General features: G+C 39.8%; 25 protein-coding genes. 7 read left to right on the forward strand and 18 right to left on the reverse strand.

Annotation, left to right across the window (positions count from 1 at the left end):
* Nucleotides 1-218: 218 nt before the first annotated feature.
* Both ftsH and rlmE read right to left on the reverse strand, forming a co-directional pair.
* Nucleotides 219-2198: an ATP-dependent zinc metalloprotease FtsH gene (ftsH, locus tag BS34_RS0107330; RefSeq protein WP_029407880.1), complete on the reverse strand. Its 1980-nt coding sequence runs from the start codon at nucleotides 2196-2198 to the stop codon at nucleotides 219-221.
* Nucleotides 2199-2557: 359 nt separating this feature from the next.
* A complete protein-coding gene (gene rlmE / locus BS34_RS0107335) occupies nucleotides 2558-3178 on the reverse strand; it encodes a 23S rRNA (uridine(2552)-2'-O)-methyltransferase RlmE (protein ID WP_029407881.1) in 621 nt (206 codons plus the stop codon).
* A 66-nt stretch (nucleotides 3179-3244) separates the two neighbouring features.
* On the opposite strand from rlmE, the gene yhbY reads away from it, so the two are divergent.
* Complete coding sequence (gene yhbY, locus BS34_RS0107340) at nucleotides 3245-3550, forward strand: ribosome assembly RNA-binding protein YhbY (protein ID WP_029407882.1); 306 nt, start codon at nucleotides 3245-3247, stop codon at nucleotides 3548-3550.
* An 83-nt stretch (nucleotides 3551-3633) separates the two neighbouring features.
* On the opposite strand, the gene BS34_RS0107345 is transcribed toward yhbY, so the two are convergent.
* From BS34_RS0107345 to leuC, 15 genes are all read right to left on the reverse strand, one after another.
* Complete coding sequence (locus BS34_RS0107345; protein WP_029407883.1) at nucleotides 3634-4812, reverse strand: O-succinylhomoserine sulfhydrylase; 1179 nt, start codon at nucleotides 4810-4812, stop codon at nucleotides 3634-3636.
* Nucleotides 4813-4826: 14 nt separating this feature from the next.
* Complete coding sequence (purF, locus tag BS34_RS0107350; RefSeq protein WP_029407884.1) at nucleotides 4827-6344, reverse strand: amidophosphoribosyltransferase; 1518 nt, start codon at nucleotides 6342-6344, stop codon at nucleotides 4827-4829.
* A 110-nt stretch (nucleotides 6345-6454) separates the two neighbouring features.
* Nucleotides 6455-7045 carry an SPOR domain-containing protein gene (locus BS34_RS0107355; protein ID WP_029407885.1) on the reverse strand — a complete coding sequence of 197 codons (591 nt, stop codon included), beginning with the start codon at nucleotides 7043-7045 and terminating at the stop codon, nucleotides 6455-6457.
* Between the two features lie 3 nt (nucleotides 7046-7048).
* Complete coding sequence (folC, locus tag BS34_RS0107360; RefSeq protein ID WP_029407886.1) at nucleotides 7049-8350, reverse strand: bifunctional tetrahydrofolate synthase/dihydrofolate synthase; 1302 nt, start codon at nucleotides 8348-8350, stop codon at nucleotides 7049-7051.
* A gap of 54 nt (nucleotides 8351-8404) precedes the next feature.
* Nucleotides 8405-9259 (reverse strand): acetyl-CoA carboxylase, carboxyltransferase subunit beta, encoded by an 855-nt coding sequence (accD, locus tag BS34_RS0107365; protein WP_029407887.1) that lies wholly within the window; start codon nucleotides 9257-9259, stop codon nucleotides 8405-8407.
* Between the two features lie 48 nt (nucleotides 9260-9307).
* A complete protein-coding gene (gene trpA / locus BS34_RS0107370; RefSeq protein WP_029407888.1) occupies nucleotides 9308-10129 on the reverse strand; it encodes a tryptophan synthase subunit alpha in 822 nt (273 codons plus the stop codon).
* A 59-nt stretch (nucleotides 10130-10188) separates the two neighbouring features.
* Entirely contained in the window at nucleotides 10189-11394 is a 1206-nt protein-coding gene (trpB, locus tag BS34_RS0107375; RefSeq protein WP_029407889.1) for a tryptophan synthase subunit beta, read from the reverse strand.
* The gene (locus BS34_RS0107380; protein ID WP_029407890.1) at nucleotides 11391-12020 is read right to left on the reverse strand and encodes a phosphoribosylanthranilate isomerase; all 630 of its coding nucleotides are present in this window, start codon (nucleotides 12018-12020) and stop codon (nucleotides 11391-11393) included. The genes trpB and BS34_RS0107380 overlap by 4 nt, the downstream gene beginning before the upstream one ends.
* A 58-nt stretch (nucleotides 12021-12078) precedes the next feature.
* Nucleotides 12079-12864 carry a tRNA pseudouridine(38-40) synthase TruA gene (truA, locus tag BS34_RS0107385; protein WP_029407891.1) on the reverse strand — a complete coding sequence of 262 codons (786 nt, stop codon included), beginning with the start codon at nucleotides 12862-12864 and terminating at the stop codon, nucleotides 12079-12081.
* A gap of 4 nt (nucleotides 12865-12868) precedes the next feature.
* Nucleotides 12869-13891, reverse strand: a complete 1023-nt coding sequence (locus BS34_RS0107390) for an aspartate-semialdehyde dehydrogenase (protein ID WP_029407892.1) — start codon at nucleotides 13889-13891, stop codon at nucleotides 12869-12871.
* Nucleotides 13892-14186: 295 nt separating this feature from the next.
* The gene (locus tag BS34_RS0107395) at nucleotides 14187-14684 is read right to left on the reverse strand and encodes a bactofilin family protein (RefSeq protein ID WP_084151588.1); all 498 of its coding nucleotides are present in this window, start codon (nucleotides 14682-14684) and stop codon (nucleotides 14187-14189) included.
* Complete coding sequence (locus tag BS34_RS0107400; protein WP_029407894.1) at nucleotides 14594-15562, reverse strand: M23 family metallopeptidase; 969 nt, start codon at nucleotides 15560-15562, stop codon at nucleotides 14594-14596. The genes BS34_RS0107395 and BS34_RS0107400 overlap by 91 nt, the downstream gene beginning before the upstream one ends.
* A 32-nt stretch (nucleotides 15563-15594) precedes the next feature.
* Nucleotides 15595-16668: a 3-isopropylmalate dehydrogenase gene (leuB, locus tag BS34_RS0107405; protein WP_029407895.1), complete on the reverse strand. Its 1074-nt coding sequence runs from the start codon at nucleotides 16666-16668 to the stop codon at nucleotides 15595-15597.
* Between the two features lie 90 nt (nucleotides 16669-16758).
* Nucleotides 16759-17400 (reverse strand): 3-isopropylmalate dehydratase small subunit, encoded by a 642-nt coding sequence (gene leuD / locus BS34_RS0107410; RefSeq protein ID WP_029407896.1) that lies wholly within the window; start codon nucleotides 17398-17400, stop codon nucleotides 16759-16761.
* A 14-nt stretch (nucleotides 17401-17414) separates the two neighbouring features.
* Nucleotides 17415-18830 carry a 3-isopropylmalate dehydratase large subunit gene (gene leuC, locus BS34_RS0107415; protein ID WP_029407897.1) on the reverse strand — a complete coding sequence of 472 codons (1416 nt, stop codon included), beginning with the start codon at nucleotides 18828-18830 and terminating at the stop codon, nucleotides 17415-17417.
* Nucleotides 18831-18951: 121 nt separating this feature from the next.
* Here leuC and queE point away from each other — a divergent pair, with 121 nt between their 5' ends.
* The 6 genes from queE to BS34_RS0107445 all read left to right on the forward strand — a co-directional run bounded on the left by queE (nucleotide 18952) and on the right by BS34_RS0107445 (nucleotide 25547).
* Nucleotides 18952-19596, forward strand: a complete 645-nt coding sequence (queE, locus tag BS34_RS0107420) for a 7-carboxy-7-deazaguanine synthase (RefSeq protein WP_029407898.1) — start codon at nucleotides 18952-18954, stop codon at nucleotides 19594-19596.
* Nucleotides 19597-19685: 89 nt separating this feature from the next.
* Complete coding sequence (rlmD, locus tag BS34_RS0107425) at nucleotides 19686-20927, forward strand: 23S rRNA (uracil(1939)-C(5))-methyltransferase RlmD (protein ID WP_029407899.1); 1242 nt, start codon at nucleotides 19686-19688, stop codon at nucleotides 20925-20927.
* A 349-nt stretch (nucleotides 20928-21276) separates the two neighbouring features.
* Nucleotides 21277-22197 carry a metal ABC transporter solute-binding protein, Zn/Mn family gene (locus BS34_RS0107430; protein ID WP_029407900.1) on the forward strand — a complete coding sequence of 307 codons (921 nt, stop codon included), beginning with the start codon at nucleotides 21277-21279 and terminating at the stop codon, nucleotides 22195-22197.
* Between the two features lie 207 nt (nucleotides 22198-22404).
* The gene (locus tag BS34_RS0107435; RefSeq protein ID WP_029407901.1) at nucleotides 22405-23205 is read left to right on the forward strand and encodes a metal ABC transporter ATP-binding protein; all 801 of its coding nucleotides are present in this window, start codon (nucleotides 22405-22407) and stop codon (nucleotides 23203-23205) included.
* Between the two features lie 3 nt (nucleotides 23206-23208).
* The gene (locus BS34_RS0107440; RefSeq protein ID WP_051640738.1) at nucleotides 23209-24576 is read left to right on the forward strand and encodes a metal ABC transporter permease; all 1368 of its coding nucleotides are present in this window, start codon (nucleotides 23209-23211) and stop codon (nucleotides 24574-24576) included.
* Nucleotides 24576-25547 (forward strand): metal ABC transporter permease, encoded by a 972-nt coding sequence (locus BS34_RS0107445; protein WP_233993166.1) that lies wholly within the window; start codon nucleotides 24576-24578, stop codon nucleotides 25545-25547. The genes BS34_RS0107440 and BS34_RS0107445 overlap by 1 nt, the downstream gene beginning before the upstream one ends.
* On the opposite strand, the gene BS34_RS12850 is transcribed toward BS34_RS0107445, so the two are convergent.
* Nucleotides 25495-25868, reverse strand: a 374-nt coding sequence (locus BS34_RS12850) for a transposase (RefSeq protein ID WP_158660988.1), incomplete at its 5' end; no start/stop codon positions are given. The genes BS34_RS0107445 and BS34_RS12850 overlap by 53 nt on opposite strands.

Below are 25868 nucleotides of genomic sequence, written 5' to 3' on the forward strand. Positions count from 1 at the left end.
TCTTATCCAAAAAAAAACCCCGAAATTCGGGGTTTCATTTATTAATAGAGACCTTTTCACGAGAGTATGCACGAATAAAAATGGTTAAAATTCACCCGATTTTTGTTGAAAAACTTGCGAATAGCTAGCTATTCCCTGCGTTTTCCGCCGCAATCAGGCAAATTTTTCCTCATTTTTCTTTCGCACCTATCTCATGCAAAGGTCTCTAATAAATAATTTTAGTGAAGCTTTGGCTCACCATTTTCATTATCTTTATCTGAATTTTCACCACTCAAGTCATCTTTAACCATATCCGCTTCTTTTTCAGTTTCAGATTGCGATTCAACTTCTGTGCCGCTTGAGGAATTAGAACTATTATCATCAGAATCCTGCCAATCTTTTGGTTCACCTGCAGGAAGACCTTCCATAATATTTTTAATTTGTTGAGCATCAATCGTTTCATACTTCATTAACGCTTCAGTCATTTCTTCTAACTCTTTAGAGTGATCCTTCAAAATATCTGTAGCTCTTTGATAGTTACGATCAATCAAATTACGTATTTCATGATCGATTTCTTTAGAAATTTCTCCTGAAACATTGGCATTACGAGATGTTCCCATAAAGCCGCCCTTGTCTTCTTCTTCATACATAAGAGGCCCCAAACTATCTGAAAGACCCCATTTAGTTACCATATTTCGGGCAATACTTGTTGCTCTTTCAATATCATTGCTGGCACCCGTTGTTACCGAATCAGGACCATAAATTAACTCTTCAGCAATTCGACCGCCGTACAAACTAGAAAGCTGACTCTCCAATTTACGCTTACTGTAACTATAGCTATCTTCTTCTGGAAGATACATAGTGACACCTAAAGCTCTTCCTCTTGGCATGATACTAACTTTATAAACAGGATCATGCTCAGGCACTACCCAACCAACAATTGCATGGCCAGACTCGTGATAAGCGGTCATACGACGCTCTTTTTCACTCATAACCATACTCTTACGTTCAACACCCATAAGAATCTTATCTTTAGCTTGCTCAAAATGTTTTTGAGTTACTAACTTTTGGTTATTACGCGCGGCAAAAAGAGCAGCTTCATTAACTAAGTTGGCTAAATCAGCACCAGAAAATCCTGGCGTACCACGAGCAATTGCTGACGGTTCAATATCATCAGCTAAAGGAACTTTACGCATATGCACTTTCAAGATTTGCTCACGACCACGGATATCAGGTAAACCGACACTAACCTGGCGTTCAAAACGCCCAGGACGAAGTAGAGCCGGATCAAGTACATCAGCACGGTTAGTCGCAGCAATAACAATAACGCCTTCATTGCCTTCAAAACCATCCATTTCAACCAGCATTTGGTTTAATGTTTGCTCTCGCTCATCATTTCCACCACCCATACCGGAACCACGACTACGACCAACCGCATCAATCTCATCAATAAAAATGATACATGGAGAATGCGCCTTAGCCTGTTCAAACATATCTCGAACACGTGAAGCACCGACACCTACAAACATTTCAACAAAGTCAGAACCTGAAATAGTAAAGAAAGGAACTTTCGCTTCACCGGCAATGGCTTTTGCTAATAAGGTTTTACCTGTCCCTGGAGGACCAACCATCAACACTCCACGAGGAATATTTCCACCTAAGTTTTGGTATTTAGTTGGGTCTTTTAGGAAATCAACAATTTCACCAACTTCTTGCTTAGCTTCATCTGCCCCTGCCACATCATCTAAAGTAACTTTGTTCTGATCATCAGTAAGCATTCTTGCTTTACTTTTACCGAATGACATTGGGCCACCCTTGCCGCCCATTCCACCGCCACCCATAGAGCGCATAAAGAAAATCCACACACCAATTAACAGTAGCATTGGGAACCATGAGATGAATATTTGCATCAGAACACTTTGCTGTTCTGGTGGTTGAGCACTCACTTTTACGTGATTGTCTAACAAGTCCCCCATTAAACCAGGGTCGCCAGGATTATAAGTGGTAAAGGCATCACCGTTGGTGTAAACACCACGAATGGTTTGGCCTTCAATAGAAACCTTACTTACCTGCTGAAGGTGAACTTGCTCAATAAAATCTGAGTAGTCTAAGCGACTAGAAGAATTTTGCCCTTGAGTACTAAAATGATTGAAGACAGACATCAACACCATCGCTACTACTGTCCAAATTAGTACATTTTTTAGCATATCGTTTTTCATTATTAACCTTACTCTTTCTAATCTATGTATTTTTCAAAGAGACTTGTTTACAACTAATTCTACACAAATTAATTGTAAACAAGTCTCTTAAAACACATTCAACCGCTTAATTTCTTAATACGGCTACTTTATCACATTTTTTCATAAATAAAACTTATTGAAGTTTTATCAAATTTAATCATCATTGCTTATTGAGACCTTTGCACGAGATAGGTGCGAAAGAAAAATGAGGGAAAATTTGCCTGATTGCGGCGGAAAACGCAGGGAATAGCTAGCTATTCACAAGGTTTACAACAAAAATCAGGTCAATTTTAACCATTTTTACTCGCGCATACTCTCGTGCAAAGGTCTCTTATTAATTAGGATTTTTTACCGCGTGCTAACAGGTATATTTCTTTACTTCTCGCTCTTGAAGCCTTGGGTTTACGAGTTATGACCTTGGTATACTTAGACTTAAGATCATTCATTAATTCATTATAGCCTTCACCTTGAAAAACCTTCATTAGCAAATCTCCATTTTTCTTTAAGACTTGATCCGCCAATTCAACACACAGCTCAACCAAATACATTGCTCGTGGGATATCAACCCCTTTATTGCCACTCATATTGGGTGCCATATCAGACATAACTACATCTACATCACGCCCATCCAAAGAAGCTAGTAAATGATTGTAAACATCATCCTCTCTAAAATCACCTTGAATAAAAGTTACTCCAGCAAAAGGTTCTACCGGAAGAATATCTAAGGCAAACACCTCTCCATTACCTCCAATCTTATGCGTTGTCCACTGAGACCAACCTCCTGGAGCGGCACCTAAATCAACAACACACATACCAGGCTTGAATAACTTATCTTTGTCATCAACCTCTTGAAGCTTATAAACAGCCCGTGAGCGCCATCCTTCTTGCTTTGCCTTTAAAACATAAGGATCGTCAAAATGTTCTTTTAACCAACCTGCACTCGATTTACTTCTCGCCATAATGTATTTTCAACTACAATATATAAAACTTTAAATTATTAATAATGACTTCAACTGGATATTTCAATGAGCCAACCTGAAAAACTTACAACAAACCAAAAGAAATACTTGCGAGGAATCGCTCATGGCTTAAACCCAATGATTATTATTGGAGCAAACGGGGTGACAGAAAGTTTGATGGCTGAACTAGAAAGCACCCTCGAACACCATGAAATACTTAAAATAAAAATGGCTTCCGCTGACCGTGAAGATAGAAAAAAAATCGTTGACTATATTCTAGAGCAGACCGGAGCGTTACTTGTTCAAACTATTGGTAAAATCTGCGTTATCTATCGCCAAAGCGAAGAGACAGAATTACCTCTACCTAGATAAAATGCATTTAAAAGGGTTAAAGCTTTAGGCCTAACCCTTTTATATTTTATCAATAAACTATCCATAAAACTCAATCTGACAATTTAAACGAGCTTATCTAAACCCCTTGCCAAATCTTGTTTAATATCTTCAATCGACTCTAATCCCACTGATACACGAATTAAGTTATCCGTAATTCCGGCTTGCAACCTTGCTTCAGGCTCAACTCGACTATGTGTCGTTGTTGCAGGATGAGTAATACTTGTTTTGACATCCCCTAAGTTAGCGGTAATAGATAACATATTGGTATTATCAATCACGCTCCAAGCATCCTCTGTACTACCTTTAACTTTAAAGCTCACCAAACCACCGCCAGCAGACTGTTGTTTTTGTGCAAGTTCAAACTGAGGATGAGATTCTAGACCTGGGTAAAAAACTGATTCAACTGCAGAATGGTTAGTAAGCCATAGAGCAAGCTCTCTAGCACTTTCACAATGTGCACGCATTCTAACGGGTAATGTTTCTAAACCTTTTAAAAACATCCAGGCATTAAATGCACTCATTGTCGGGCCCGCTGTTCGCATAAACCCTCTAACAGGTTCCTCAATTAATTCTGCAGAACCGACAACAGCACCGCCAATTCCTCGACCTTGCCCATCAATAAACTTCGTTGCGGAATGAATAATAATATCTGCACCCTGCTCCAAAGGTCTTTGTAACACGGGGGTACAAAAACAGTTATCCACTATTAACAAACAAGCATTCGCTTTCGCTAAAGCGCTAAGCGCACTTAAGTCTGCCACTTCAGTTAATGGGTTTGATGGTGTTTCTAAAAAGAATGCCTTGGTATTCTCTTGAATAGCCGATTGCCATTCTGCAATATTTGTCTGAGAGACAAAGGTAACCTCTACCCCAAACTTAGCTAAGTATTTAGTAAACAGAACCTTTGTGGTTCCAAAAATACTTTGCGAAGAGACAATATGGTCACCGGCTTGGCATAACCCCATAAAAGTCGATAAAATTGCCGACATACCCGAAGCCGTACCAACGCAAGATTCACCCCCTTCCATTAAAGCCAGTCTTTTCTCAAATGCTCTTACGGTAGGATTGGTAAACCGTGAATAGATATTCCCCTCTTCCTCTCCACTAAAACGAGCTGCAGCTTGAGCGGCTGATTCATAGCGAAAGCTTGAGGTAGGGAAAATGGCCTCACTATTTTCTTGCTCAGCGGTTTGATCATAACCGGCTCTAATAGCCAGTGTCTCTATTTCAAAATTGTCCACTTAAACCCCAGTCATTAATTACCATTATAAAGACCAACGGTCTCTTGTCCTGGCGCTTTTTTTGTTGTTTGGGCATCATCATTACGACTTGTGTCTAAAGATGCTAAATATTCTGGTGAAATGTCACCCGTAATGTATTCACCGCTAAAGCATGATGTATCAAATTTTGGAATATTTTCATTCCCAACACTAACCGCATCAATCAAGTCTTCTAAATCTTGATAAATCAACTTATCACAACCAATAAATTCAGCTATTTCTTCCGTTGTACGATTATTCGCCACTAATTCACTGGCCGAAGGCATATCAATACCATATACATATGGATATCTAACCGCTGGTGCGGCAGAAGCAAAATAAACTTTATTCGCCCCCGCTTCACGAGCCATTTCAACAATTTGTCCAGAGGTTGTACCACGCACAATAGAGTCATCGACTAATAGTACATTTTTACCTTCAAACTCAAGATTAATAGGATTTAACTTTTGACGAACTGACTTTTTACGCAATTGTTGACCCGGCATTATGAAAGTACGTCCAATATAGCGATTTTTCATTAAACCTTCACGATATGGAAGTTCTAATTTTGACGCTAACTCTAAAGCTGAGGTACGGCTAGTATCCGGAATCGGCATAACTACGTCAATATCATGGTCAGGCCATTCACGTAGAATTTTTTCTGCTAACTTCTCACCCATACGTAAACGAGACTTATAGACCGAAATATCATCCATCATCGAATCAGGGCGGGCAAAATAGACATACTCAAATATACAGGGCGTGTATTGAGGGTTTTCAGCACATTGCTTATAGTAAATATCCCCCTGTTCAGTAATCACAACCGCTTCACCAGGTGCCAAATCTTTTTCTAATGTAAAGCCCAAACCTCCCAAAGCAACCGATTCCGAGGCAATCATATAATCGGTACCATTGGGTGTCTCGCGCTTACCAACCACAACTGGACGAAGAGCATAAGGGTCACGAAATCCAACAACCCCGATATTAGAGATAATGCCTACCGCAGCATAGCCACCTTTTACACGCTTATGCACCGCTCTAACCGCATTAAAAACATCTTCTTGATCAATAAACAGCTTTTTTTGCTGCATAAGCTCATGCGCAAAGACATTCAATAACACTTCGGAATCAGAGTTGGTATTTAAGTGACGCAAATCTGTACGATAAATTTCTTCTGCAACCTCTTCGGCATTGGTTAGGTTACCGTTGTGCCCCATCGCAATTCCGTAGGGTGAATTCACATAAAAAGGCTGTGCTTCAGCACTAGATGAAGAACCCGCGGTTGGATAACGAACGTGTCCAATCCCCATACTACCGTGAAGGTCTCGCATGTGTCTGGTTCTAAAAACGTCTTTTACCATTCCGTTATCTTTACGCTGATAAAAGCGCCCATCTTGACAGGTCACAATACCCGCCGCATCTTGCCCACGATGCTGCAAAATGGTTAAAGAATCATAGATTTCCTGATTAACATTTGTTCCAGAACCCGATACAATCCCAACAATACCGCACATCTTCGCACACTCTCTTACTTACAAATAACGATTTAAAACCATAATCATAATATGGTCTTTTCCTTTATATAAGCCCTACCCAGTCAACTAAGTAAATCTTACCAAGGGGTTTAAGGAAGTTGCACAACCTCACTTTTGGTATGCAACATTCTATCTAATTTACGCTTATCTTTCTCAGCTTTAGCTTTAGAAATATAAGGGCCTACTCTCACAGAATAGACCTTACTTCTTTCAAAATACTTAATATATACGTCATACTCTGAATCTAATTGGCCTAAAAGGTCGTTCGCTTCTTTAATATCTGCAAAAGCGATTAAACGAACAATCCATTGCCCGGTAAATTTTGCATTATCACTCACCTTGTCAAGTTGACGGAGTTTTTGATGCAATTTTTTTTGTTTCTCGATATCTATTGCTTGAGAAGCCACATTAGTTTGATTCGTTGAGTCTTTAGCGGTCAAAACCGCTTGCTTTTGATGCTCAATCTGGTTTTGTGCTTGACCATTCGTTAACGGCTGCTCATCACGCTTAGGCAAGCGGTATGCATGCTCCACAATGGGCAATGTGCTTTTAGTCGTTGGCTGCTGAAAACCTTCGGGCACAAAATTTACGGGTTCGCTGTACCATTGCGGCACAATAATCACCAACAAAATCAACCAAATCGTAGCACCGACTAAGCGATATTTACTCACTAAATCCATGACTTACTGCTCACTTTGTAATGATTCTAAGGTTTGAGAAACGGTAAAAAATGATCCCCAAACTAATACTTTTTCAGTCTCTGCACTTTGAGCATATTCAACTGCCAATGCAATAGATTCAAACCCTAAAATAGCTTTCTCCTTAACACCAGCCTGCATTATTAACCCTGTTAATTGCTCTACACTCGTGGCCCTTGGAATATTAAGATCAGCAACCACCCACTCACTTACAAAAGGAGCAATAGCTTTTATCATCGGTAGCATATCTTTGTCGTTTAAAGCTGAAAATACCGCAATAGATTGGGTTAAATCATTCTCTTGTTTAATTAAATAGTCGGCGAGTGCTTGAGCAGATTGAGGATTATGCGCAACATCAACTAACCAGGCCTGGTTGTTTATCTGTAAGCTTTGCATTCGTCCTGGATGCTGTACTTGAGTCAGTCCTAGATTTATAGCCTGAATAGAAACAGGTAATTCTTGTTGAACTTTTTGAAGTAAAGCCACAACACCAGCGGCATTTTGCAACTGAAATTCACCCTGCAAACCTGGCTTATTTAAGCGCAAAGATTCATTATTTATTGGTTTAAAATCAAACCACCAGGCCTGGTGGTTATTTTCATCTGAATAATAATTAAAATCTTTATCTAGACAAGCTAAATTTGCATTTAAGTTAGACGCATACTCTAACAAAGTACCCGGTGGATTAGGGTCTGAACAAACACTCACTTTACCCTCACGCATAATCCCCGCTTTTTCCACCGCAATCACATTTCTATCATCACCTAACCAATCAATATGATCCACATCAATTGCCGTAATTAAACTAGCATCCGCATCTACCAAGTTAACCGCATCTAAACGCCCACCTAAACCCACCTCCAAAACCACAACATCTAATGATGCTTGTTTAAAAATTTCTAAGGCCGCTAAGGTAGAAAACTCAAAATAGGTTAGCTTTGTTGTTTTGCGCTGGTTTTCAATAGACGTAAAGGCATCAACAATCTTTTGATCATTAACTGAAATACCATTAATTTGTATACGTTCATTAAACTTAAGAATATGAGGAGAGGTGTAAGTCCCTACGTTATAACCCGCTTCTTTAAGAATCGAGGCTAACATAGCGACACTTGACCCTTTACCATTTGTCCCGGCAACTGAAATAATAAAAGGAGCAGGCCTGGTAATTTGCATTTGATTGGCAACTAAGCTAACTCGCTCTAGTCCCAAATCAATTTCTTGGGCATGTAAATGCAGTAACCAGTCAACCCATTGCTGCAGGCTTGACTGGTTATTTGGAGTATTCATCTAATTTTAAACTTTGATTTTATATTAACAAAAGGCATTCAAAAATAGACTGAATTAGGCGGGTTTGTTTTGTAACATTTTACAAATATCAGCCAACTCATTACGTAGATCATGACGATGAATAATGCGGTCAATCGCTCCGTGTTCTAATAAAAACTCACTGCGCTGAAAACCTTCTGGAAGTTTTTCACGTACGGTTTGCTCTATCACTCGTGGGCCAGCAAAACCTATTAACGCTTTTGGCTCAGCCACGTTCAAATCACCTAACATCGCAAAACTTGCAGAAACCCCACCCATCGTAGGATCTGTCAACACCGAAATAAATGGTAAACCTTGAGCTCTTAAACGTCCTAAAGCAGCACTGGTTTTAGCCATTTGCATAAGTGAAAACAACGCTTCCTGCATACGTGCGCCCCCACTTGCTGAAAAACAAATAAAAGGCGTTTTATCTTCTATGGCTTGATCAACAGCACGAACAAACTTTTCACCCACAACGGAACCCATTGAACCACCCATAAACTTAAATTCAAAGGCGGCAGCCATTATTGGTAAACCATTGATCGTTCCTGAACCAGTAATCAAAGCATCTTTTTCACCGGTCACTTTTTGCGATTGAACTATACGATCTTTGTACTTTTTTAAATCTCTAAATTTAAGTCTATCAACTGGAGAGACATTTACCGATGTTTCAGCAAAACTGTTCTCATCTAAAAAAGATTCCAACCGCTGACGTCCACCCAAACGCATGTGATGATCACACTTTGGACAAACTTCTTGGTTACGAGCTACTTCAGAGCGATAAAGTGTGCTTTCACACTTAGGACACTTAGTCCAAAGCCCTTCTGGTACTGATTTTTTACGCTCTGCTACTTGTTTGATACTTGGTAAAATCTTTTCAAACCAGTTCATATTTACTCCTGATGAATATGGTTAAGTTATAACCCATTATTTGTTACTTTATTGATTAGCATCTGCGCGATCAATTGCTTCGCGGAATTCTGTCATCTTCTCGCCAATCGCCAAATGCACATCATATAAACCTTTTGATGCATTTGCTTCAATTAAGCTCACTAAGGATGAACCGACAATAACGGCATCTCCTAACTTAGCCATGGCATAGGCCATTTCTGCGTTTTTAATTCCAAAGCCAATTCCAATGGGATGAGTGATAGATTGCTTAAGTCTATTTAATTGCTCTTCAACATCGACAACATCTAATTCTTTAGAGCCCGTTACCCCTTTTAAAGAAACATAGTAAACAAAGCCACTACCTTTTTCATTAACCGCATTTAAACGGCTACTTGGTGTGGTTGGAGATACCAAAAAAATACGATCTAATCCACTTGAATCAAGTGCTTCTTTATACCCAAACGATTCTTCTGGTGGCATATCAACGGTTAAAATAGCATCGACACCAACCGAACTTGCCGCATTAGCAAACGCCTCATACCCCATTGCTTCAACGGGATTTAAATATCCCATCAGAACAATTGGTGTTTTATCGTTGGTTTCACGAAATACGCGCACAAACTCTAAAACGTCATCCAAACTCACATTATGTTCAAGTGCTCGTTCAACGGCTTTTTGAATAACCGGACCATCCGCCATGGGATCCGAAAAAGGCACACCTAATTCAATTATATCTGCGCCTTTTTCAACCAAAAGATGCATTAAATCCAACGTAGCATTGGGTTCAGGATCTCCCGCTGTAATATAAGGAATTAAGGCCGTTTTTCCATTGGCTTTTAAATTTGCTAGTGTATTTTGTAGTCTACTCATTATTTATCTCTTATTAAAAACAGTTACAGAGCCAATGTTAAAATTTGGCAATGCTATTTTTAAAATTCAAAGCCTTCAATTTGCGCAATTGTATTCATATCTTTATCACCACGCCCCGAAAGGTTGATAACAATCGTTTGATCTGGAGACATTGTAGGGGCAAGTTTAGTTGCATAAGCTATGGCATGACTGGTTTCTAGCGCTGGAATAATCCCTTCAAAACGAGTCAAATCTCTAAAACCTTGTAAAGCCTCTTCATCATTAATGGCAACGTAATTTACACGACCAATATCTTTTAACCAACTATGTTCAGGACCTACACCAGGATAGTCTAATCCAGCTGAGATAGAGTGAGTCCCTAAAATTTGACCATTTTTATCTTGCATTAAATACGTACGGTTACCATGCAAAACACCAGGCGTACCTTTGCTCAATGGAGCGGCATGTTCACCCGTTTCAAGACCATGTCCAGCGGGTTCAACACCGTAAATTTTTACAGACTCATCGGCTAAAAACTTATGGAATAGGCCTATGGCATTAGAGCCACCGCCAACACAAGCTAATAACGCATCAGGCAATTTACCTTCTTTCTCTAAATGCTGCTCGCGAGCTTCTTCACCAATCACCGCTTGGAAATCTCTTACCATAGCGGGATAAGGATGTGGGCCAGCAACCGTACCAATAATATAGAAGGTATCATCTACATTGGTTACCCAGTCACGCATCGCTTCGTTTAAAGCATCTTTTAAAGTACGTGAACCCGATTCAACCGCCACAACTTTTGCACCTAGCATTTTCATACGGGCTACGTTAGGAGATTGACGAACCACATCATCCGCCCCCATATAAACAACACATTCCAAACCTAAACGAGCCGCAACCGTTGCACTTGCCACACCATGCTGTCCTGCACCGGTTTCTGCAATAATACGAGTTTTACCTAAACGCTTTGCAAGCAAAGCCTGGCCAATCGTGTTGTTCACTTTATGGGCACCAGTATGGTTTAAATCTTCACGTTTTAAGTAGATTTTTGCTCCACCCAGCTCTTTGGACCATCGCTCTGCATAATAAAGAGGCGTAGGACGACCTACATAATCTCTTAAATCATTCGCAATCTCACTTAAAAACGCAGGATCAGTTTTAACACTTTCGTATTCCTGGTTTAACTGCTCCAAAGCAGCCATAAGAGTTTCTGGTGCAAAAATCCCACCATAAGGTCCAAAATGGCCATTTTTATCTGGAAACTTAGAAAATTCTACTGTCATTCAACTGTACTCATTACTTGTTGCATAAATTGCTTAATTTTTTCTGGTGACTTCACACCTTTACTCGCCTCAACCCCGCCACTCACATCAACAGCCCAAGGCTGTGCTGTTTGAATTGCTTGTTTAACATTATCTGCGACTAAACCACCGGCTAAGATAATCGGCAAAGCAAATTCTTTTGGAATCCAAGACCAGTTAAACTGCTCACCGGTTCCACCAGGAACACCTGGTACATAAGCATCCAATAATAACCCTGAAGAACGACTAAACATTTGAGATAAAACCTCAAGGTCAGTCGACTCTTGCATTCTTACCGCTTTAATATAAGGCCGATTAAACTGCTCGCAAAACTCTGCAGTTTCATCTCCATGAAACTGAAGCAAATCAATATTAACCTTTGCTAACACCTCTTCAACATAACCCTTATCAGGATTTACAAAAAGAGCCGTTTTAGTGACAAACGCAGGTATTGCTTGAGCAATCTTAGCAGCCTGCTCTATATCAACAAACCTTGGGCTTGGTTCATAAAAAACCAACCCAATTGCATCTGCTCCCAAATTTACCGCAGTAAGCGCATCCTCAACAGAGGTTAGACCACAAATTTTAACACGAGTTCGTAAAGGCATATTATCTCTTGCTATGTACCGTTAAGCTGAAATCCATCATACTAGGTCTCTATTTAGGCTACTGCCACAACAATTCGTTCAATTTAACCATTGGCATAGCACATTCTTCGGGATAAATTGCATTAACAAAGTATAAACCACTCGCCGGCGCTGTCGCTGCCGCTAAGGTTCTATCTTTGGCTAATAATAATTCAGCTATCCATTCAGTAGGCTTCTGTTTTTTACCCACTAACATCAATGATCCTGCAATGTTTCGTACCATGTGATGCAAAAAGGCATTAGCCTGAATATCAATAAAAACCATATCGCCTTTACGCGTAACTTTAATGGATTGAAGCTCACGCATGGCATGACTGGCTTGGCAAGCGGATGCCCTAAAGGAACTAAAGTCATGTTCCCCAATTAGAGTTTGAGCGGCTTCATGCATAAGCGTTTCCTCTAAAGAATAAGGCTCCCAAGTCACGCGATTATGCAACACAGCTGAGTGAACGTTACGATTAAAAATCACGTACCGATATTGCCGGGCAACCGCTGAAAATCTTGCATGAAATTCATTGTCCATCTCTTTAACCCAGCGCACACGAATATCACCCGGTAATTGTGTATTGACGCCTTGCACCCAAGCTTTACCAGGCCTGGTAACTTCAGTTTCAAAATGAGCAATTTGGCCTACTGAATGAACACCGGTATCGGTTCTGCCCGCACAATTTAAATCAATCGGCTGATTTGCAATACTAGACAACGCCTTCTCAACTTGCGCTTGAACGGAGTCACAATGACTTTGTCTCTGCCAGCCGCAATAGTTAGTACCTAAATACTCAATACAAAGCGCAAACCGTTTCACAGGATTAAATGTAATCTTTTATTAATGCTTCAGCAATTTGTACGGTATTGGTTGCAGCCCCTTTACGAACATTGTCGGCTACAACCCATAAATTTAAACCATTAGGAATCGTTATATCTTCACGAATACGGCCAATATAAACAGGATCGCTATCAGCGGCATCTGAAACAGCAGTAGGATAGCCTCCATCAACTTGCTCATCAATCAAAACAACACCCTCTGTCTTAGCAAATAATGCTTTGGCTTGTTCGGCTGTCATTTTTTCTTTAGTTTCAATATGAATCGCTTCACTGTGACCAAAAAACACTGGTACACGTACCGCTGTTGGGTTAACTAAAATATCATTATCACCCATTATTTTTTTGGTTTCCCACACCATTTTCATCTCTTCTTTGGTGTAACCGTTTTCCATAAATACATCAATTTGAGGAATACAGTTAAAAGCAATTTGCTTAGGATAAACTTTAGATTCCGCTTTTTTCATATTTAATAAGTTCGCAGTTTGCTTAGCTAACTCTTCAATGGCATCCTTACCAGTCCCTGAAACCGCTTGATATGTTGCCACATTAATTCGGGTAATTCCTACCGCATCGTAAATAGGCTTAAGTGCAACCATCATTTGAATAGTTGAACAATTTGGGTTGGCAATAATGCCACGATTTTTGTAACCGGCAATGGCTTCAGGATTCACCTCTGGTACAACCAATGGAATATCATCGTCATAACGGAATTCAGAAGTATTATCAATAACAATACATCCCGCTTCAGCAGCTTTAGGGGCATAAATCTTAGAAACACTTGCGCCTGGAGAAAACAGGCCTATTTGAGCTTTAGAAAAATCAAAAGTTTCTAAATCAAGGACGGTTACCCAAGCACCATTAAACTCAATTTTTTTACCTGCAGAGCGACTACTAGCTAAAGGGTATAAATTTCCGACTGGAAATTTATGTTCTTCTAGTACTTTTAAAATCGTTTCACCTACAGCACCTGTTGCTCCAACAACCGCAATATCATATAACTTTGTCATTTCTTTTCCTTCAAACCGCCAACTCTAGCGAGTCGACACTAAATTATTAATTTCTTTTTGAGACCTTTGCACGAGATGGGTGCGAAAGAAAAATGAGGTAAAATTTGCCTGATTCTCGACTTACCCCTTCGGGCGTCGAGTTCTTCGTTTGCGGCGGAAAACGCAGGGAATAGCTAGCTATTCGCAAGGTGTCGCCCAACGGAAGTGCCCTTGGGGTACAACAAAAATCGGGTGAATTTTAACCATTTTTACTTGTGCATAATCTCGTGCAAAGGTCTCTTTTTAAAACAACAGACTAATCGGACGTTGATTCATCTGTTAAGGTTTTGGGTTGTTCTTGCTTATCTTTTTCATTTGGTTTATCTGATTTATCGGTTATATCTTTTTGAACACTCAATTGAGCAAACGTTTCAGGTAAACTAACTACCATTCCACCTTCTGTCATTTCATGACTCTGGCCAATAAACTTACCGCCCGTTTCAATGGTTAATTCACCACTAATCAGCTCACCAATCAATTTACCGGTTTTTAAGATATCCACGCCTTCACAAGCTACCTTACCTTCCAGCGTACCACTCAGAACAATCGTTCTAGCTTTTACCAGGCCGGATACTTGACCAGAAAGGCCAATTGAAACATCAAATGCACTATCAATCACCCCTTCTACACATCCATCAATATGCAAAGAACCTTTTAATTCGGTTATTTCACCGCTAATTTTGCAGCCTTCGGCGATAATTGTTTTTCCACCTTCTTCACGATTTGATTGACGTTTTGACTTAAAGATGCCCATGGTACCCCTTTAACTTTTGTAAAAATGCCATCATAGTTTTCAATCGTCCACTTTGCGAAAGGCTGTGGATTTAATCTATGATGTAAAAACCAAACTTCATAATGTAAATGTGGACCCGTCGACCGACCCGTTGATCCAATTTCACCTATTTTCTGGCCCTTAGTCACAATATCGCCCTCTTTAACAGAACGTTGACTAAGATGGCCATAGCGAGTTTTAAAGCCGTTAGCGTGTAAAATAGTCACTAAATTACCATAACCACTTTTTTTGTTATAAGCAGAATACTGCACAACGCCTTCCGCTGTTGCAAGAACGGTTTCGCCCATAGGGCCTCTATAATCTATACCACCATGAAGCTCTCGTTTACCCGTTATTGGATGAACCCTATATCCAAATGGGCTGGAAATGCCTTCAAATTTAGAGACAGGAATACCACTTGGAATCATGCTTAACATCAAGTTTTTGCCTAATGAATTGAGCTGAACCAACTTTACACGTTCTTTATAAGGAAGTTTTTCAGGCGCTTCGGGATCAATACCCACTAAACTCTCTAACCCTTGTAAAGATTCATCTAAGAATTCAACTTGAGCATTTTTCTTCTCAAGATCTTGCTCAAGTTCACTTTTCTCATTAAGTAAATTTTGATAATCATCTTTAATCTTTAGCAAAACCTGGTTATAAGCCTCAACCATCTTTTTGTTGTGAGCTTCCATCTCATTAGCTTGATAAGTTAACCACCATAAGGACACCGCCCCCACCGACCAAATAAGCAAGAAAATCGCTAGAATTAACCAAGCAAATTTTCTAAAAAAATGCTTAAAAGAATAGTGACGTGAGCCATGCACATCACTAATGGTGACGGTAAAGTAATTTCTCATCTACTATATTGCTATATACTGTTTATATACCCTTAAAGAGCGGCTACAACAGCATCACCCATTTCACTACAAGAAACACGAGTCATTCCGTCAGAGAAAATATCACCGGTACGTAACCCTTGATCTAATACACTGCCCACTGCATTTTCAATCTTAACAGCTAAGTCTTCACGTCCTAAAGAGTAACGCAACATCATCGCTGCTGAAAGAATCGTCGCTAAAGGGTTTGCTAAATTTTGGCCAGCAATATCAGGTGCAGAACCGTGACTTGGCTCATACATCCCTTTATTATTAGCATCTAACGAAGCAGAAGCCAACATACCAATTGAACCCGTTAACATTGACGCTTCATCAGATAAAATATCGCCAAACATGTTACCGGTTACCATAACGTCAAACTGTTTAGGATTTAACACCAACTGCATCGCCGCGTTATCGACATACATATGATTGACTTCAACTTCTGGATATTCTTTGGCAATATCATCAACAATTTCACGCCATAACTCAGTTACTTCTAAAACATTTGCTTTATCCACAGAGGTTAGCTTTTTATTACGTTTCATTGCTGCTTGGAAAGCAACATGAGTAATACGCTTAATTTCAGATTCAGAATAAACGTAAGTATTGTATCCCTGGCGTTCACCATTTTCTAAAGTACGAATCCCACGAGGCTGACCAAAGTAGATACCACCGGTAAGCTCACGTACAATCAAAATATCTAAACCTGCCACTACTTCTGGTTTAAGTGTTGAAGCACTGGCTAATTGTGGGTATAAAAAAGCAGGACGAAGGTTTGCAAACAACTGCATTTCTGAACGTAAACGCAACAAACCTTTTTCTGGACGAACTGAAATATCAAGTGATTCCCACTTGTAACCACCAACTGCACCTAATAACACCGCATCTGCAGCGAGTGCTTTATCCATCGTTGCGTCCGCTAAAGGTACTCCGTGCACATCGTATGCAGCACCACCAACCAGATCTTCAGTCATATTAATATCTAAATTATCTGTCGCTTTTAAAGCTTCTAATACTTTTACCGCTTCAGCTGTAATTTCAGGACCAATACCATCACCAGGTAAAATCAATACTTCTTGTGTCATTTTAAATACTCTTTAACTTTATATACTTTATAAACTTTAAATTCTTAGCGTTATTTCAAACCTACCAGGCCTGGTAGCCTGTTGATGCAATTAACCGGCAAATAACCAAGGCGCGGTTTGCTTAGTCTTTTCTTCATAGGCTTTAATATCGGCTTCATGCTGAAGTGTTAGCCCAATATCGTCTAACCCATTTAACAGGCAGTGACGTCGGAAACTATCTACTTCAAACGTTACCATTTCTCCATCAGGCTTAACAATTTGCGTATTTTCTAAATCAACCGTTAACTGATAACCTTCTTCAGCATGCACTTCATTAAAAAGCGCATCAACAATCGCTTCATCTAAAACAATAGGCAAAATACCATTTTTAAAACAATTGTTAAAAAAGATATCAGCAAAACTAGGTGCAATAACGACATCAAAACCGTAATCTTTTAAAGCCCATGGCGCATGTTCGCGACTTGAACCACAACCAAAGTTTTCACGGGCTAATAAAATCTTAGCGCCCTGATAACGAGGTTGATTTAACACAAACTCTTTACGCAACGGGCGACCAGAATTATCTGCATCCGGTTCACCTACATCTTCATAGCGCCACTCATCAAACAAGTTAGGGCCAAAACCACTGCGCTTAATTGATTTTAGAAACTGCTTAGGAATAATCGCATCGGTATCAACGTTTGAGCGATCCATTGGCGCCACAATAGCGGTCATTTTTAAAAACTTATCCATCTTATTTCTCCGCCTTATAAGTAGTCACGAACATCAACAAAGTGACCCGCGACCGCTGCAGCCGCTGCCATTTCTGGACTCACCAAATGTGTACGTCCACCTGCACCCTGACGCCCTTCAAAGTTACGATTTGACGTTGAGGCACAGTGCTTACCTGTTGGCAGCTTATCCGCATTCATAGCTAAACACATTGAACATCCAGGGTTACGCCATTCAAAACCGGCTTCAGTAAAGATTTTATCCAAACCTTCTTTTTCGGCTTGCAACTTAACCAATCCCGAACCAGGAACAGCCAGTGCTTGTTCAACTTTATCCGAAACTTTTTTACCTTTTAACACTTCAGCCGCTGCTCTAAAGTCTTCAATACGTGAATTAGTACAAGAACCGATAAACACAAAATCCACAGGAATATCTTTAACAGACATATCGGCTTTTAACCCCATATATTCCAGGGCGCGCTCTATACCACCCGCTTTAACTGGATCACTCTCTTTTGCCGGATTTGGAACCGTACCATTTACATCTAAGACCATCTCCGGCGAAGTGCCCCAAGAAACTTGAGGTTCAATTTTAGAACCATCAATTTCAACTACCTTATCAAAAACAGCGTTATCGTCCGACTTCAAATCCTGCCAGGCCTGCTTAGCCGCTTCCCATTGATCCGCATTAGGAGCAAAAGGACGTCCTTCTACATAATCAATCGTTTTTTCATCAACCGCAACCAGGCCAACACGCGCCCCCGCTTCAATGGCCATATTACAAACCGTCATACGCCCTTCTACAGACATATCTCTAAAAACTTGTCCACCAAACTCAATCGCATGTCCGTTTCCACCGGCAGTTCCAATTTCACCAATAATGGCTAACACCACATCTTTAGGACCCACTCCTGGCTGTAATTTGCCATCAACTTTCACCAGCATGTTTTTCATTTTTTTCTGAATCAAACACTGCGTCGCTAAGACATGTTCAACTTCAGAAGTACCAATACCATGAGCTAATGCGCCTAAAGCACCGTGTGTTGCGGTATGAGAATCACCACACACTACGGTCATACCCGGCAAAGTCGCGCCTTCTTCAGGACCGACAACATGAACAATCCCTTGGCGGACATCACCCATTGCAAATTCAGTAATTCCAAATTCACGCGTATTCATACCTAAGGTTTCAACTTGAATCCGTGAAACCGCATCTTCAATACTGGCTACACCACCGGTTAAATCGGTTGTTGGCACGTTATGGTCTGGCGTAGCCAAATTAGTATCAATACGCCATGGCTTTCGATTTGCCATACGCAGGCCTTCAAACGCTTGTGGTGAAGTTACCTCGTGGAGTAACTGACGGTCGATATAAATTAACGCCGTACCATCTTCTTCTTGACGCACAACATGCGCATCCCACAATTTATCGTATAAAGTCTTTGCTGACATCGCTATTAACCCAACTCGCGTAAAATTAAAAAATAGTCGCAAATTATATCACTTCATCTTGTATCTGACATAGTAAAATAGGCGCACAAAACAGCAAATATCAATCAAAAGGAAGCAAATAATGAGTTATTCGGTCAAAGAAGTATTCTACTCCCTACAAGGAGAAGGATTTCATAGCGGACGACCAGCCATTTTTTGCCGACTCAGCAAGTGCAACTTGTGGACAGGACGAGAAGCTGATCGTAGTGAAGCTATTTGCCAATTTTGTGATACCGACTTTATCGGAACCGATGGTCAGAATGGCGGTAAATTCTCTGATGCCGAAGCACTTTGCCAGCACCTATTAAAATTTTGGCCTACCAATCCTCAAATCCAGCCTTTTGTTGTTTTGACCGGCGGTGAGCCATTACTACAAGTCGACAAAGAGCTCATCGATAGATTGCACCACCATCAGTTTGAAATCGCCGTTGAAACAAACGGAACCAAAAGTGCTCCCGTTAATATTGACTGGATTTGCATGAGCCCTAAGGCCAATGCCCCCATCATTTTAGACAAAGGCCATGAATTAAAGTTGGTTTATCCACAAGCCGACTTATTACCGGAAAAAGTAGCGGGTTTAGAGTTTGATTATTTTTACCTTCAACCTATGGATGATAAAGACCCAAATATTACTCAAGCCAATATTAAACAAGCCGTGGCTTATTGCTTAAAACACCCAAAATGGAAACTGAGCTTGCAAACACATAAACTACTTGGCATCGATTAAATAATCAGCTTTAAAAACTATTTAACCAGGCCTGGTAATGTGTTTTTAAACCATTTAAAACCAGAATTTAACTTAAAAAAAGGCATCTAATGCAATCAAATAATTCACTTCATCACGCTATTAAAATAGAGCGTTTAACCCATGATGGCCGTGGAGTTGCCCACCTTAATGGTAAAACCGTCTTTGTCGCTGATACCGTTCCTGGAGATAGGGTTAGTTTAAAAATCACTAAACAACAAGACAAGTTTGATGAAGCCGAATTAATTACGATTGAAACCCCTTCTACAGAAAGACAAGAACCCTTTTGCCACCTATATAAAAAATGCGGTGGCTGCCAGTTACAACATTTAAATATTGAAGCTCAACGCCATTGGAAAACACAAAACTTTATCACTCAGTTAACCAAGGCGGTTAATGCTAAACACTGCACAACGGTTGCTCCCCTAATTGGTGAAGATCAAGGCTATCGCCGTAGAGGGAGATTTGGCTTAGCGATTAGTAAAAAAGATAAGCAAGCTCGCTTAGGTTTTAGAGAAAAGCAATCCAATGATTTGATTGATATTGAACATTGTCCGATTCTCACCCCAGCATTAAACCAAGCCTTACAAAAACAGCGCCCTCAATTATTGGAATTTGCTAGCCGCGCTTATAAAGAAATTACCATGGTTGAGGCCGATAATGGCGTGTTTACCACCAAAAGTAGCGAACAAGCCGCTGCTAACCTTGAACCTAGTTATGAACTAGAAGATTTAACCCTTCATTTTCCGGCTGATGGCTTTGTGCAAGTTAACCGCCAACAAAACAAGCAAATGGTTAAACAGGCTATTGATTGGCTTGAACTGGATAAAAAACATAACGTACTTGATCTATTTTGTGGTGTTGGCAATTTCACTTTGCCTATTGCTAAACAAGTAAAACAAATTGTCGGCATTGAAGGCTTAAGTGAGCTTGTTGATGCTGCGGCAAACAATTCAACTAACAACAATATTGATAACAGTCAGTTCTTTAAAGCCAACTTATTTGAAGCTTGCGAAAAACTGGCTTGGTTTAGAGAACAAAAATATCACCGAGTGCTTTTAGACCCAGGCCGTCAAGGCGCTTTTGAAATTTGTAAAAAACTACATTTACTTAAAGCTGACATTATTGTTTATGTCTCTTGCAATGCATCAACCTTAATTCGAGATATTAAAGAGCTAGAAAAACAGGGTTACCAACTTAACAAAGCCGGCCTAATTGATATGTTTCCCCATACTATTCATACCGAGATAATGGTTCAACTCAAAAAAAACAAAGCTCCTAAAAAGAAGAAGGCAAATATCTTCCGTTTCTAATAAATCGCAAACTCTTTTAATAAGGGCTTGCTCAAGCCTTTTTAAGCCCTTTATTAACTCCCTTTTTTAATACCTGCTCAAAACATATTCAACCACCTGTATTAACCTTCTACATAAACCAACGCATTCTTAGGAACAAATCCTTAGCAACTTACCCCTGTTTTTTTCATTCACCCAAAACTAAATAAAATCACTCTCAATATCAACAAGCTAGAATATTTTAGTATTTAATGATATAGTTAAATTTTAAAATTAATTAGCCATGGCTAACTTTTTATTTAGCAGTATTTAACTTATGCCGACTTATATCCAATTGCCAAAAATAACCTCCATAAAATAAAGAATCGAAATGACTCAATCTGTTATTCCAAATATCAAAAAACTCATGCTATCGGTAATCATTATGTTTAGCTTTAGTAGTATCTCCTTTAATGCACAAGCACAGTTAAACGTTGTTACCACAACCGCAATGATTGCTGATTTAGCCAAAAATATTGGAGGTTCAAAGGTAAAGGTCACTGCATTAATGGGAACAGGAGTCGACCCTCATCTATATAAAGCAACACAGGGGGATTTACGTAAACTCACAAAAGCAGACATTATTTTCTTTAACGGCCTGCATTTAGAAGGCAAAATGCAAGACATCTTTGAAAAACTAGCTCGTAAAAAAACAGTGGTTCCTGTTGGTGGCAAAATTGAACACAGCCACTTGTTACAGCATGGTAAACATCCAGACCCTCACATTTGGTTTGATTTAAGCCTATGGCATAAAGCCGGACAAAGAGTATTGGAAACATTACAGCAAAAAGACCCCGTTCATAAAACCCTATACCAAAACAATGCCAACAAATATTTAAGTGAAATGGATGCAGTTGACGCTTGGATTAAACAAGAAACCCTAAAAATCCCAGAAGCACAGCGTATCTTAATTACCGCACACGATGCTTTTGGTTATTTTGGTAAGGCATATGGCATTAAAGTGATGGGGTTACAAGGGATTAGTACCGCAGCGGAGTTTGGGCTTCAAGACATTAAAAGACTTAAAGATGTCATCGTTAAAAACAACATTAAAGCGGTTTTTGTAGAATCGAGTGTCTCACCTAGGTTTATAGAATCTCTCGTTGCAGGAGTAACCGCCGAAGGCCATCAACTAAAGATTGGCGGAGAACTGTATTCCGATGCAATGGGCCCAGATGGCACTCCCACTGACAATTATTTTGGAATGGTTAAACATAACGTAAATACCATTGTAAAAGCCTTAAAAAACTAGATTTATTAAAGAGAGACCTTTGCACGAGAGTATGTACGAGTAAAAATGGTTAAAATTGACCTTATTTTTGTTGCACCCCAAGGGCACTTCCGTTGGGCGACAACTTGCGAATAGCTAGCTATTCCCTGCATTTTCCGCCGCAATAAGGTAAATTTTTCCTCATTTTTCTTTCGCACCTATCTCGTGCAAAGATCTCAGAGAAAAACTATGACAAAAAATAGCCGCTCACTCCCACCACCCTTATCGGTAGAACATTTAAGTATGCGCTACCATCATAAGCCAGTGTTAACCGATGTTAGTTTCACTATTCCGGAAGGCAAAAGTATTGCCATTGTCGGCCCTAACGGGGCTGGCAAATCAACCTTATTAAAAGGCATTATGGGTTTGATTCCAACCATGGAAGGTGAAGTGCATTTTTTTGGAGAATCCTTAACTAAAAAACGTCTTTCAACCGCTTATGTACCGCAACGCGAAGAAATTGATTGGGACTTTCCTATTAAAGTTTTAGACGTAGTTTTAATGGGACGACACGGCCACTTAAAACTATGGCAACGTCCGTCTGCAATTGATTATCAAATTGCCGAACAAGCCTTAAAAGACCTGCAAATGTGGGACTTTAAAGACCGTCAAATCAGCCAACTTTCTGGTGGTCAGCAGCAGCGTGTCTTTTTAGCTCGTGCCCTTGCACAACAAGCTAACCTTTATTTAATGGATGAGCCGTTTGCCGGAGTTGATGTGGCCACAGAAAAAGCCATTATTGAACTTTTTAAAAATTTAAAAACTCAAGGCAAAACCATAATCTGCGTACACCATGACTTAAATACGGTTGGCGAATACTTTGATTGGATAATTTTCATTAACGCCCGATTAGTCGCCGCAGGACCAGCCGAAGAAGTTTTAACCAAAGACAACCTTAATAAAACTTATGGCGGTAGGCTTTCGTTACTTAACGATCTGACAGAAGAAATGTACCGTACAAAATTAAACCAAGCACACGATACGGACTAATTAATGGAAGCTTTCAACCTTATTCAACCCGCATCAGAAAGCGCCATTTGGGATAATCTTTTAGCGTTTTGGCGTTTTGAAGACATGAACGTGCTTTGGGTACTTATTGGAAGTATTTTACTAGGCATGAGTGCTTCGGTAATTGGCGCTTTTGCCTTTTTACGTAAACGCTCACTTATTGGTGATGCGCTGGCACACTCTGCCCTACCTGGGGTCATGATGGCCTTTTTACTCTTTCAAACCCGTGATCCTTTAATCATGTTTCTGGGTGCAATGACTAGTAGTTTTATTGGTTTTTTCTTAATTGACTGGTTACCCAAAAATACCAAAATTAAACCCGATGCCGCTTTAGCAATAACCCTCTCTTTCTTTTTTGCTTTAGGCCTAATGTTACTTTCCTACATCCAAGGTCTAAACATTGAAAACAAAAGTGGTTTAGATAAAATCTTATTTGGACAAGCCGCGGCAATGACACAAGATGACATACGTCTACTAGGCTATGTTTCTGTCATCATCTTATTTACTGTGGGGTTGTTTTTTCAGAAACTTCGTTTAATTGCCTTTAATCGCGGTTATGCTCAAACATTAGGGGTTTCAGTCAAATTCTACGAACTCTTATTAGCACTCTTAATTGTGATGTCTGTGGTCGTTGGTTTACAGTTAGTTGGTGTTGTCTTAATGGCCGCAGTTCTATTAACCCCTATTGCTGCAGCTCGTTTTTGGAGCAATGAACTGAGTCACATTCTAATTTTATCTTCCGTGTTAGGCGCCTTAAGTGCCATAATCAGCACACAAATCTCATATTTAGCACCAGCCATGCCTACAGGCCCTTGGATGGTGGTTAGCCTATCTATTTTATTCTTGCTATCACTCTTATTTGCCCCTAAAAAAGGGCTTATCAAGCGTTATTTGGAACATAAACTATTGCGCCAAAAGGTGGCTGAAGAAAATATTCTGCGAACCTTGTATAAATTATTAGAACGCAATCAGATTGATCAAAAAGATTTCAATCAAGCAGACATTCAAAGCTTACGAAGTGTGGCAACAGAACATCTTCAAAAAACCCTAAAACACCTTTGTAAAAAACAGCTTATTGAGTCTTCAGCGCGTGGCTTTAGAATGACAGAAAAAGGTTTTGAACTCGCCAGTTTGCTAACTCGCCGTCACCGTTTATGGGAAAACTACCTAAATGAACATGCAGAACTTACGCCAGAGCAAGTTCACAAACAAGCCGAGCGTATTGAACATATCCTAACTGAATCACAAGAACAACAATTACAAGAAGAGCTAGGCAATGCAAATTTTGACCCTCATGGCAACCAGATTCCCAATCAATTAAAAACTCAACACCGTGATGGAGGCAAAACCTAATGTTAACCCAAGGATTTTTTGCCGATTTTGGAATGAATGATATCTGGATTTTAGCCACCGCTAGCTTAGTTGCTGCTTCGACAGCAATGATTGGTGTATTTCTTATTTTAAGAAGACAAGCGTTAATTGGTGATGCGATAAGTCACTCTGTGTTACTCGGTATTGTTTTAGCCTTTTTAATCACCGATAGCCGTTCCCTACCGGTAATGCTTGGTGGTGCTGTTATTATCGGTTTATTAACGGCTTGGTTAAGCGATACTTTACACCGTGTGGGAAAACTTCAAAGTGATGCCAGTATAGGAATTATTTTTACTCTATTTTTTGCCCTAGGAGTCATCTTAGTCTCGCTTTACGCTGGACAAATCGATCTTGATCAAGAGTGTGTTTTATATGGAGAGATTGCTTTTGTTCCTTTTGATACCATTTATCTTGGTGGTCTAGAAAATGGCGTAGAAATGGGCCCGAGAGCCTTCTGGGGAATTGGAGTGGTATTTCTGATTGTGTTAGTGAGTATTGTCGTTGGTTTCAAACGTTTAGAAACCATCTCATTTCATCCTAACTTAGCGGTTTCTTTAGGCATAAACGTCGTTTTTTGGCATTACTTCTTAATGACATTGGTTTCAATGACCACGGTCGCCTCATTTGATGCGGTTGGTGCAATTTTAGTGGTTGCTTTATTGGTCATACCTGCCAGTAGTGCTTACCTATTGGCAAAATCTTTAAAAGCGATGTTATTTATTGCTGTAGCCTACTCTCAAGCTTCGGTCATCATCGGATATAGTGTAGCCTATCAATTAGATAGTTCTATCTCCGCATCCATTGCCGTAAGCGCAGGTATTTTATTATTTGCCACAATTATTCTGTTACAAATCAATAAAAAACGTCAAACATACCAGATACCGTGTTTGATTTTCATAGTCAAGCACCAATCTTATATTCTGGATCAAAGGGTTTACCACTCTTCAGAATAGCATAAACCAGATGAATTAATTTGCGCATTACCGCGGCAACTATCTTCTTACCTGCAACCCCTCTTTTTCTCAGATTGTCTGCAAAGGATTTTAAGACAGGGTTGTATGCAATACTATTTACCGCAGGCATGTAGAGACACTTCCTTAAATTTGCATTGCCCATTTTTGAAAGCGATGAGCGATTTAAACTACTACCCGATTGCTGTATTTGTGGAACAAGACCAGAGTAACAGGCTAAGGCCTTTGCATTATCAAAACGATAAATGTCTTTGATATGAGTGATGAGTTCAATCGCTGTTTTTTCACCCAGTCCTTTAATGG

The sequence above is a fragment of the Thiomicrorhabdus sp. Milos-T2 genome (assembly GCF_000702325.1).
Lineage (GTDB): Bacteria > Pseudomonadota > Gammaproteobacteria > Thiomicrospirales > Thiomicrospiraceae > Thiomicrorhabdus.

Bases quoted from the DNA above. Each gene is read 5' to 3' on its own strand.
- BS34_RS0107400 (WP_029407894.1), bottom strand. From the start codon at position 15,562: ATGAGAAATTACTTTACCGTCACCATTAGTGATGTGCATGGCTCACGT.
- BS34_RS0107435 (WP_029407901.1), top strand. From the start codon at position 22,405: ATGACAAAAAATAGCCGCTCACTCCCACCACCCTTATCGGTAGAACAT.
- BS34_RS0107430 (WP_029407900.1), top strand. From the start codon at position 21,277: ATGACTCAATCTGTTATTCCAAATATCAAAAAACTCATGCTATCGGTA.
- accD (WP_029407887.1), bottom strand. From the start codon at position 9,259: ATGAACTGGTTTGAAAAGATTTTACCAAGTATCAAACAAGTAGCAGAG.
- trpB (WP_029407889.1), bottom strand. From the start codon at position 11,394: ATGACAGTAGAATTTTCTAAGTTTCCAGATAAAAATGGCCATTTTGGA.
- BS34_RS0107395 (WP_084151588.1), bottom strand. From the start codon at position 14,684: ATGGGCATCTTTAAGTCAAAACGTCAATCAAATCGTGAAGAAGGTGGA.
- BS34_RS0107355 (WP_029407885.1), bottom strand. From the start codon at position 7,045: ATGGATTTAGTGAGTAAATATCGCTTAGTCGGTGCTACGATTTGGTTG.
- ftsH (WP_029407880.1), bottom strand. From the start codon at position 2,198: ATGAAAAACGATATGCTAAAAAATGTACTAATTTGGACAGTAGTAGCG.
- folC (WP_029407886.1), bottom strand. From the start codon at position 8,350: ATGAATACTCCAAATAACCAGTCAAGCCTGCAGCAATGGGTTGACTGG.
- BS34_RS0107380 (WP_029407890.1), bottom strand. From the start codon at position 12,020: ATGCCTTTACGAACTCGTGTTAAAATTTGTGGTCTAACCTCTGTTGAG.
- rlmD (WP_029407899.1), top strand. From the start codon at position 19,686: ATGCAATCAAATAATTCACTTCATCACGCTATTAAAATAGAGCGTTTA.
- rlmE (WP_029407881.1), bottom strand. From the start codon at position 3,178: ATGGCGAGAAGTAAATCGAGTGCAGGTTGGTTAAAAGAACATTTTGAC.
- leuC (WP_029407897.1), bottom strand. From the start codon at position 18,830: ATGTCAGCAAAGACTTTATACGATAAATTGTGGGATGCGCATGTTGTG.
- BS34_RS0107445 (WP_233993166.1), top strand. From the start codon at position 24,576: ATGTTAACCCAAGGATTTTTTGCCGATTTTGGAATGAATGATATCTGG.
- trpA (WP_029407888.1), bottom strand. From the start codon at position 10,129: ATGAGTAGACTACAAAATACACTAGCAAATTTAAAAGCCAATGGAAAA.
- yhbY (WP_029407882.1), top strand. From the start codon at position 3,245: ATGAGCCAACCTGAAAAACTTACAACAAACCAAAAGAAATACTTGCGA.
- BS34_RS0107440 (WP_051640738.1), top strand. From the start codon at position 23,209: ATGGAAGCTTTCAACCTTATTCAACCCGCATCAGAAAGCGCCATTTGG.
- queE (WP_029407898.1), top strand. From the start codon at position 18,952: ATGAGTTATTCGGTCAAAGAAGTATTCTACTCCCTACAAGGAGAAGGA.
- leuD (WP_029407896.1), bottom strand. From the start codon at position 17,400: ATGGATAAGTTTTTAAAAATGACCGCTATTGTGGCGCCAATGGATCGC.
- leuB (WP_029407895.1), bottom strand. From the start codon at position 16,668: ATGACACAAGAAGTATTGATTTTACCTGGTGATGGTATTGGTCCTGAA.
- purF (WP_029407884.1), bottom strand. From the start codon at position 6,344: ATGTGCGGTATTGTTGGGATTGTATCGGGTTCTGGAACAAATGTTAAT.
- BS34_RS0107390 (WP_029407892.1), bottom strand. From the start codon at position 13,891: ATGACAAAGTTATATGATATTGCGGTTGTTGGAGCAACAGGTGCTGTA.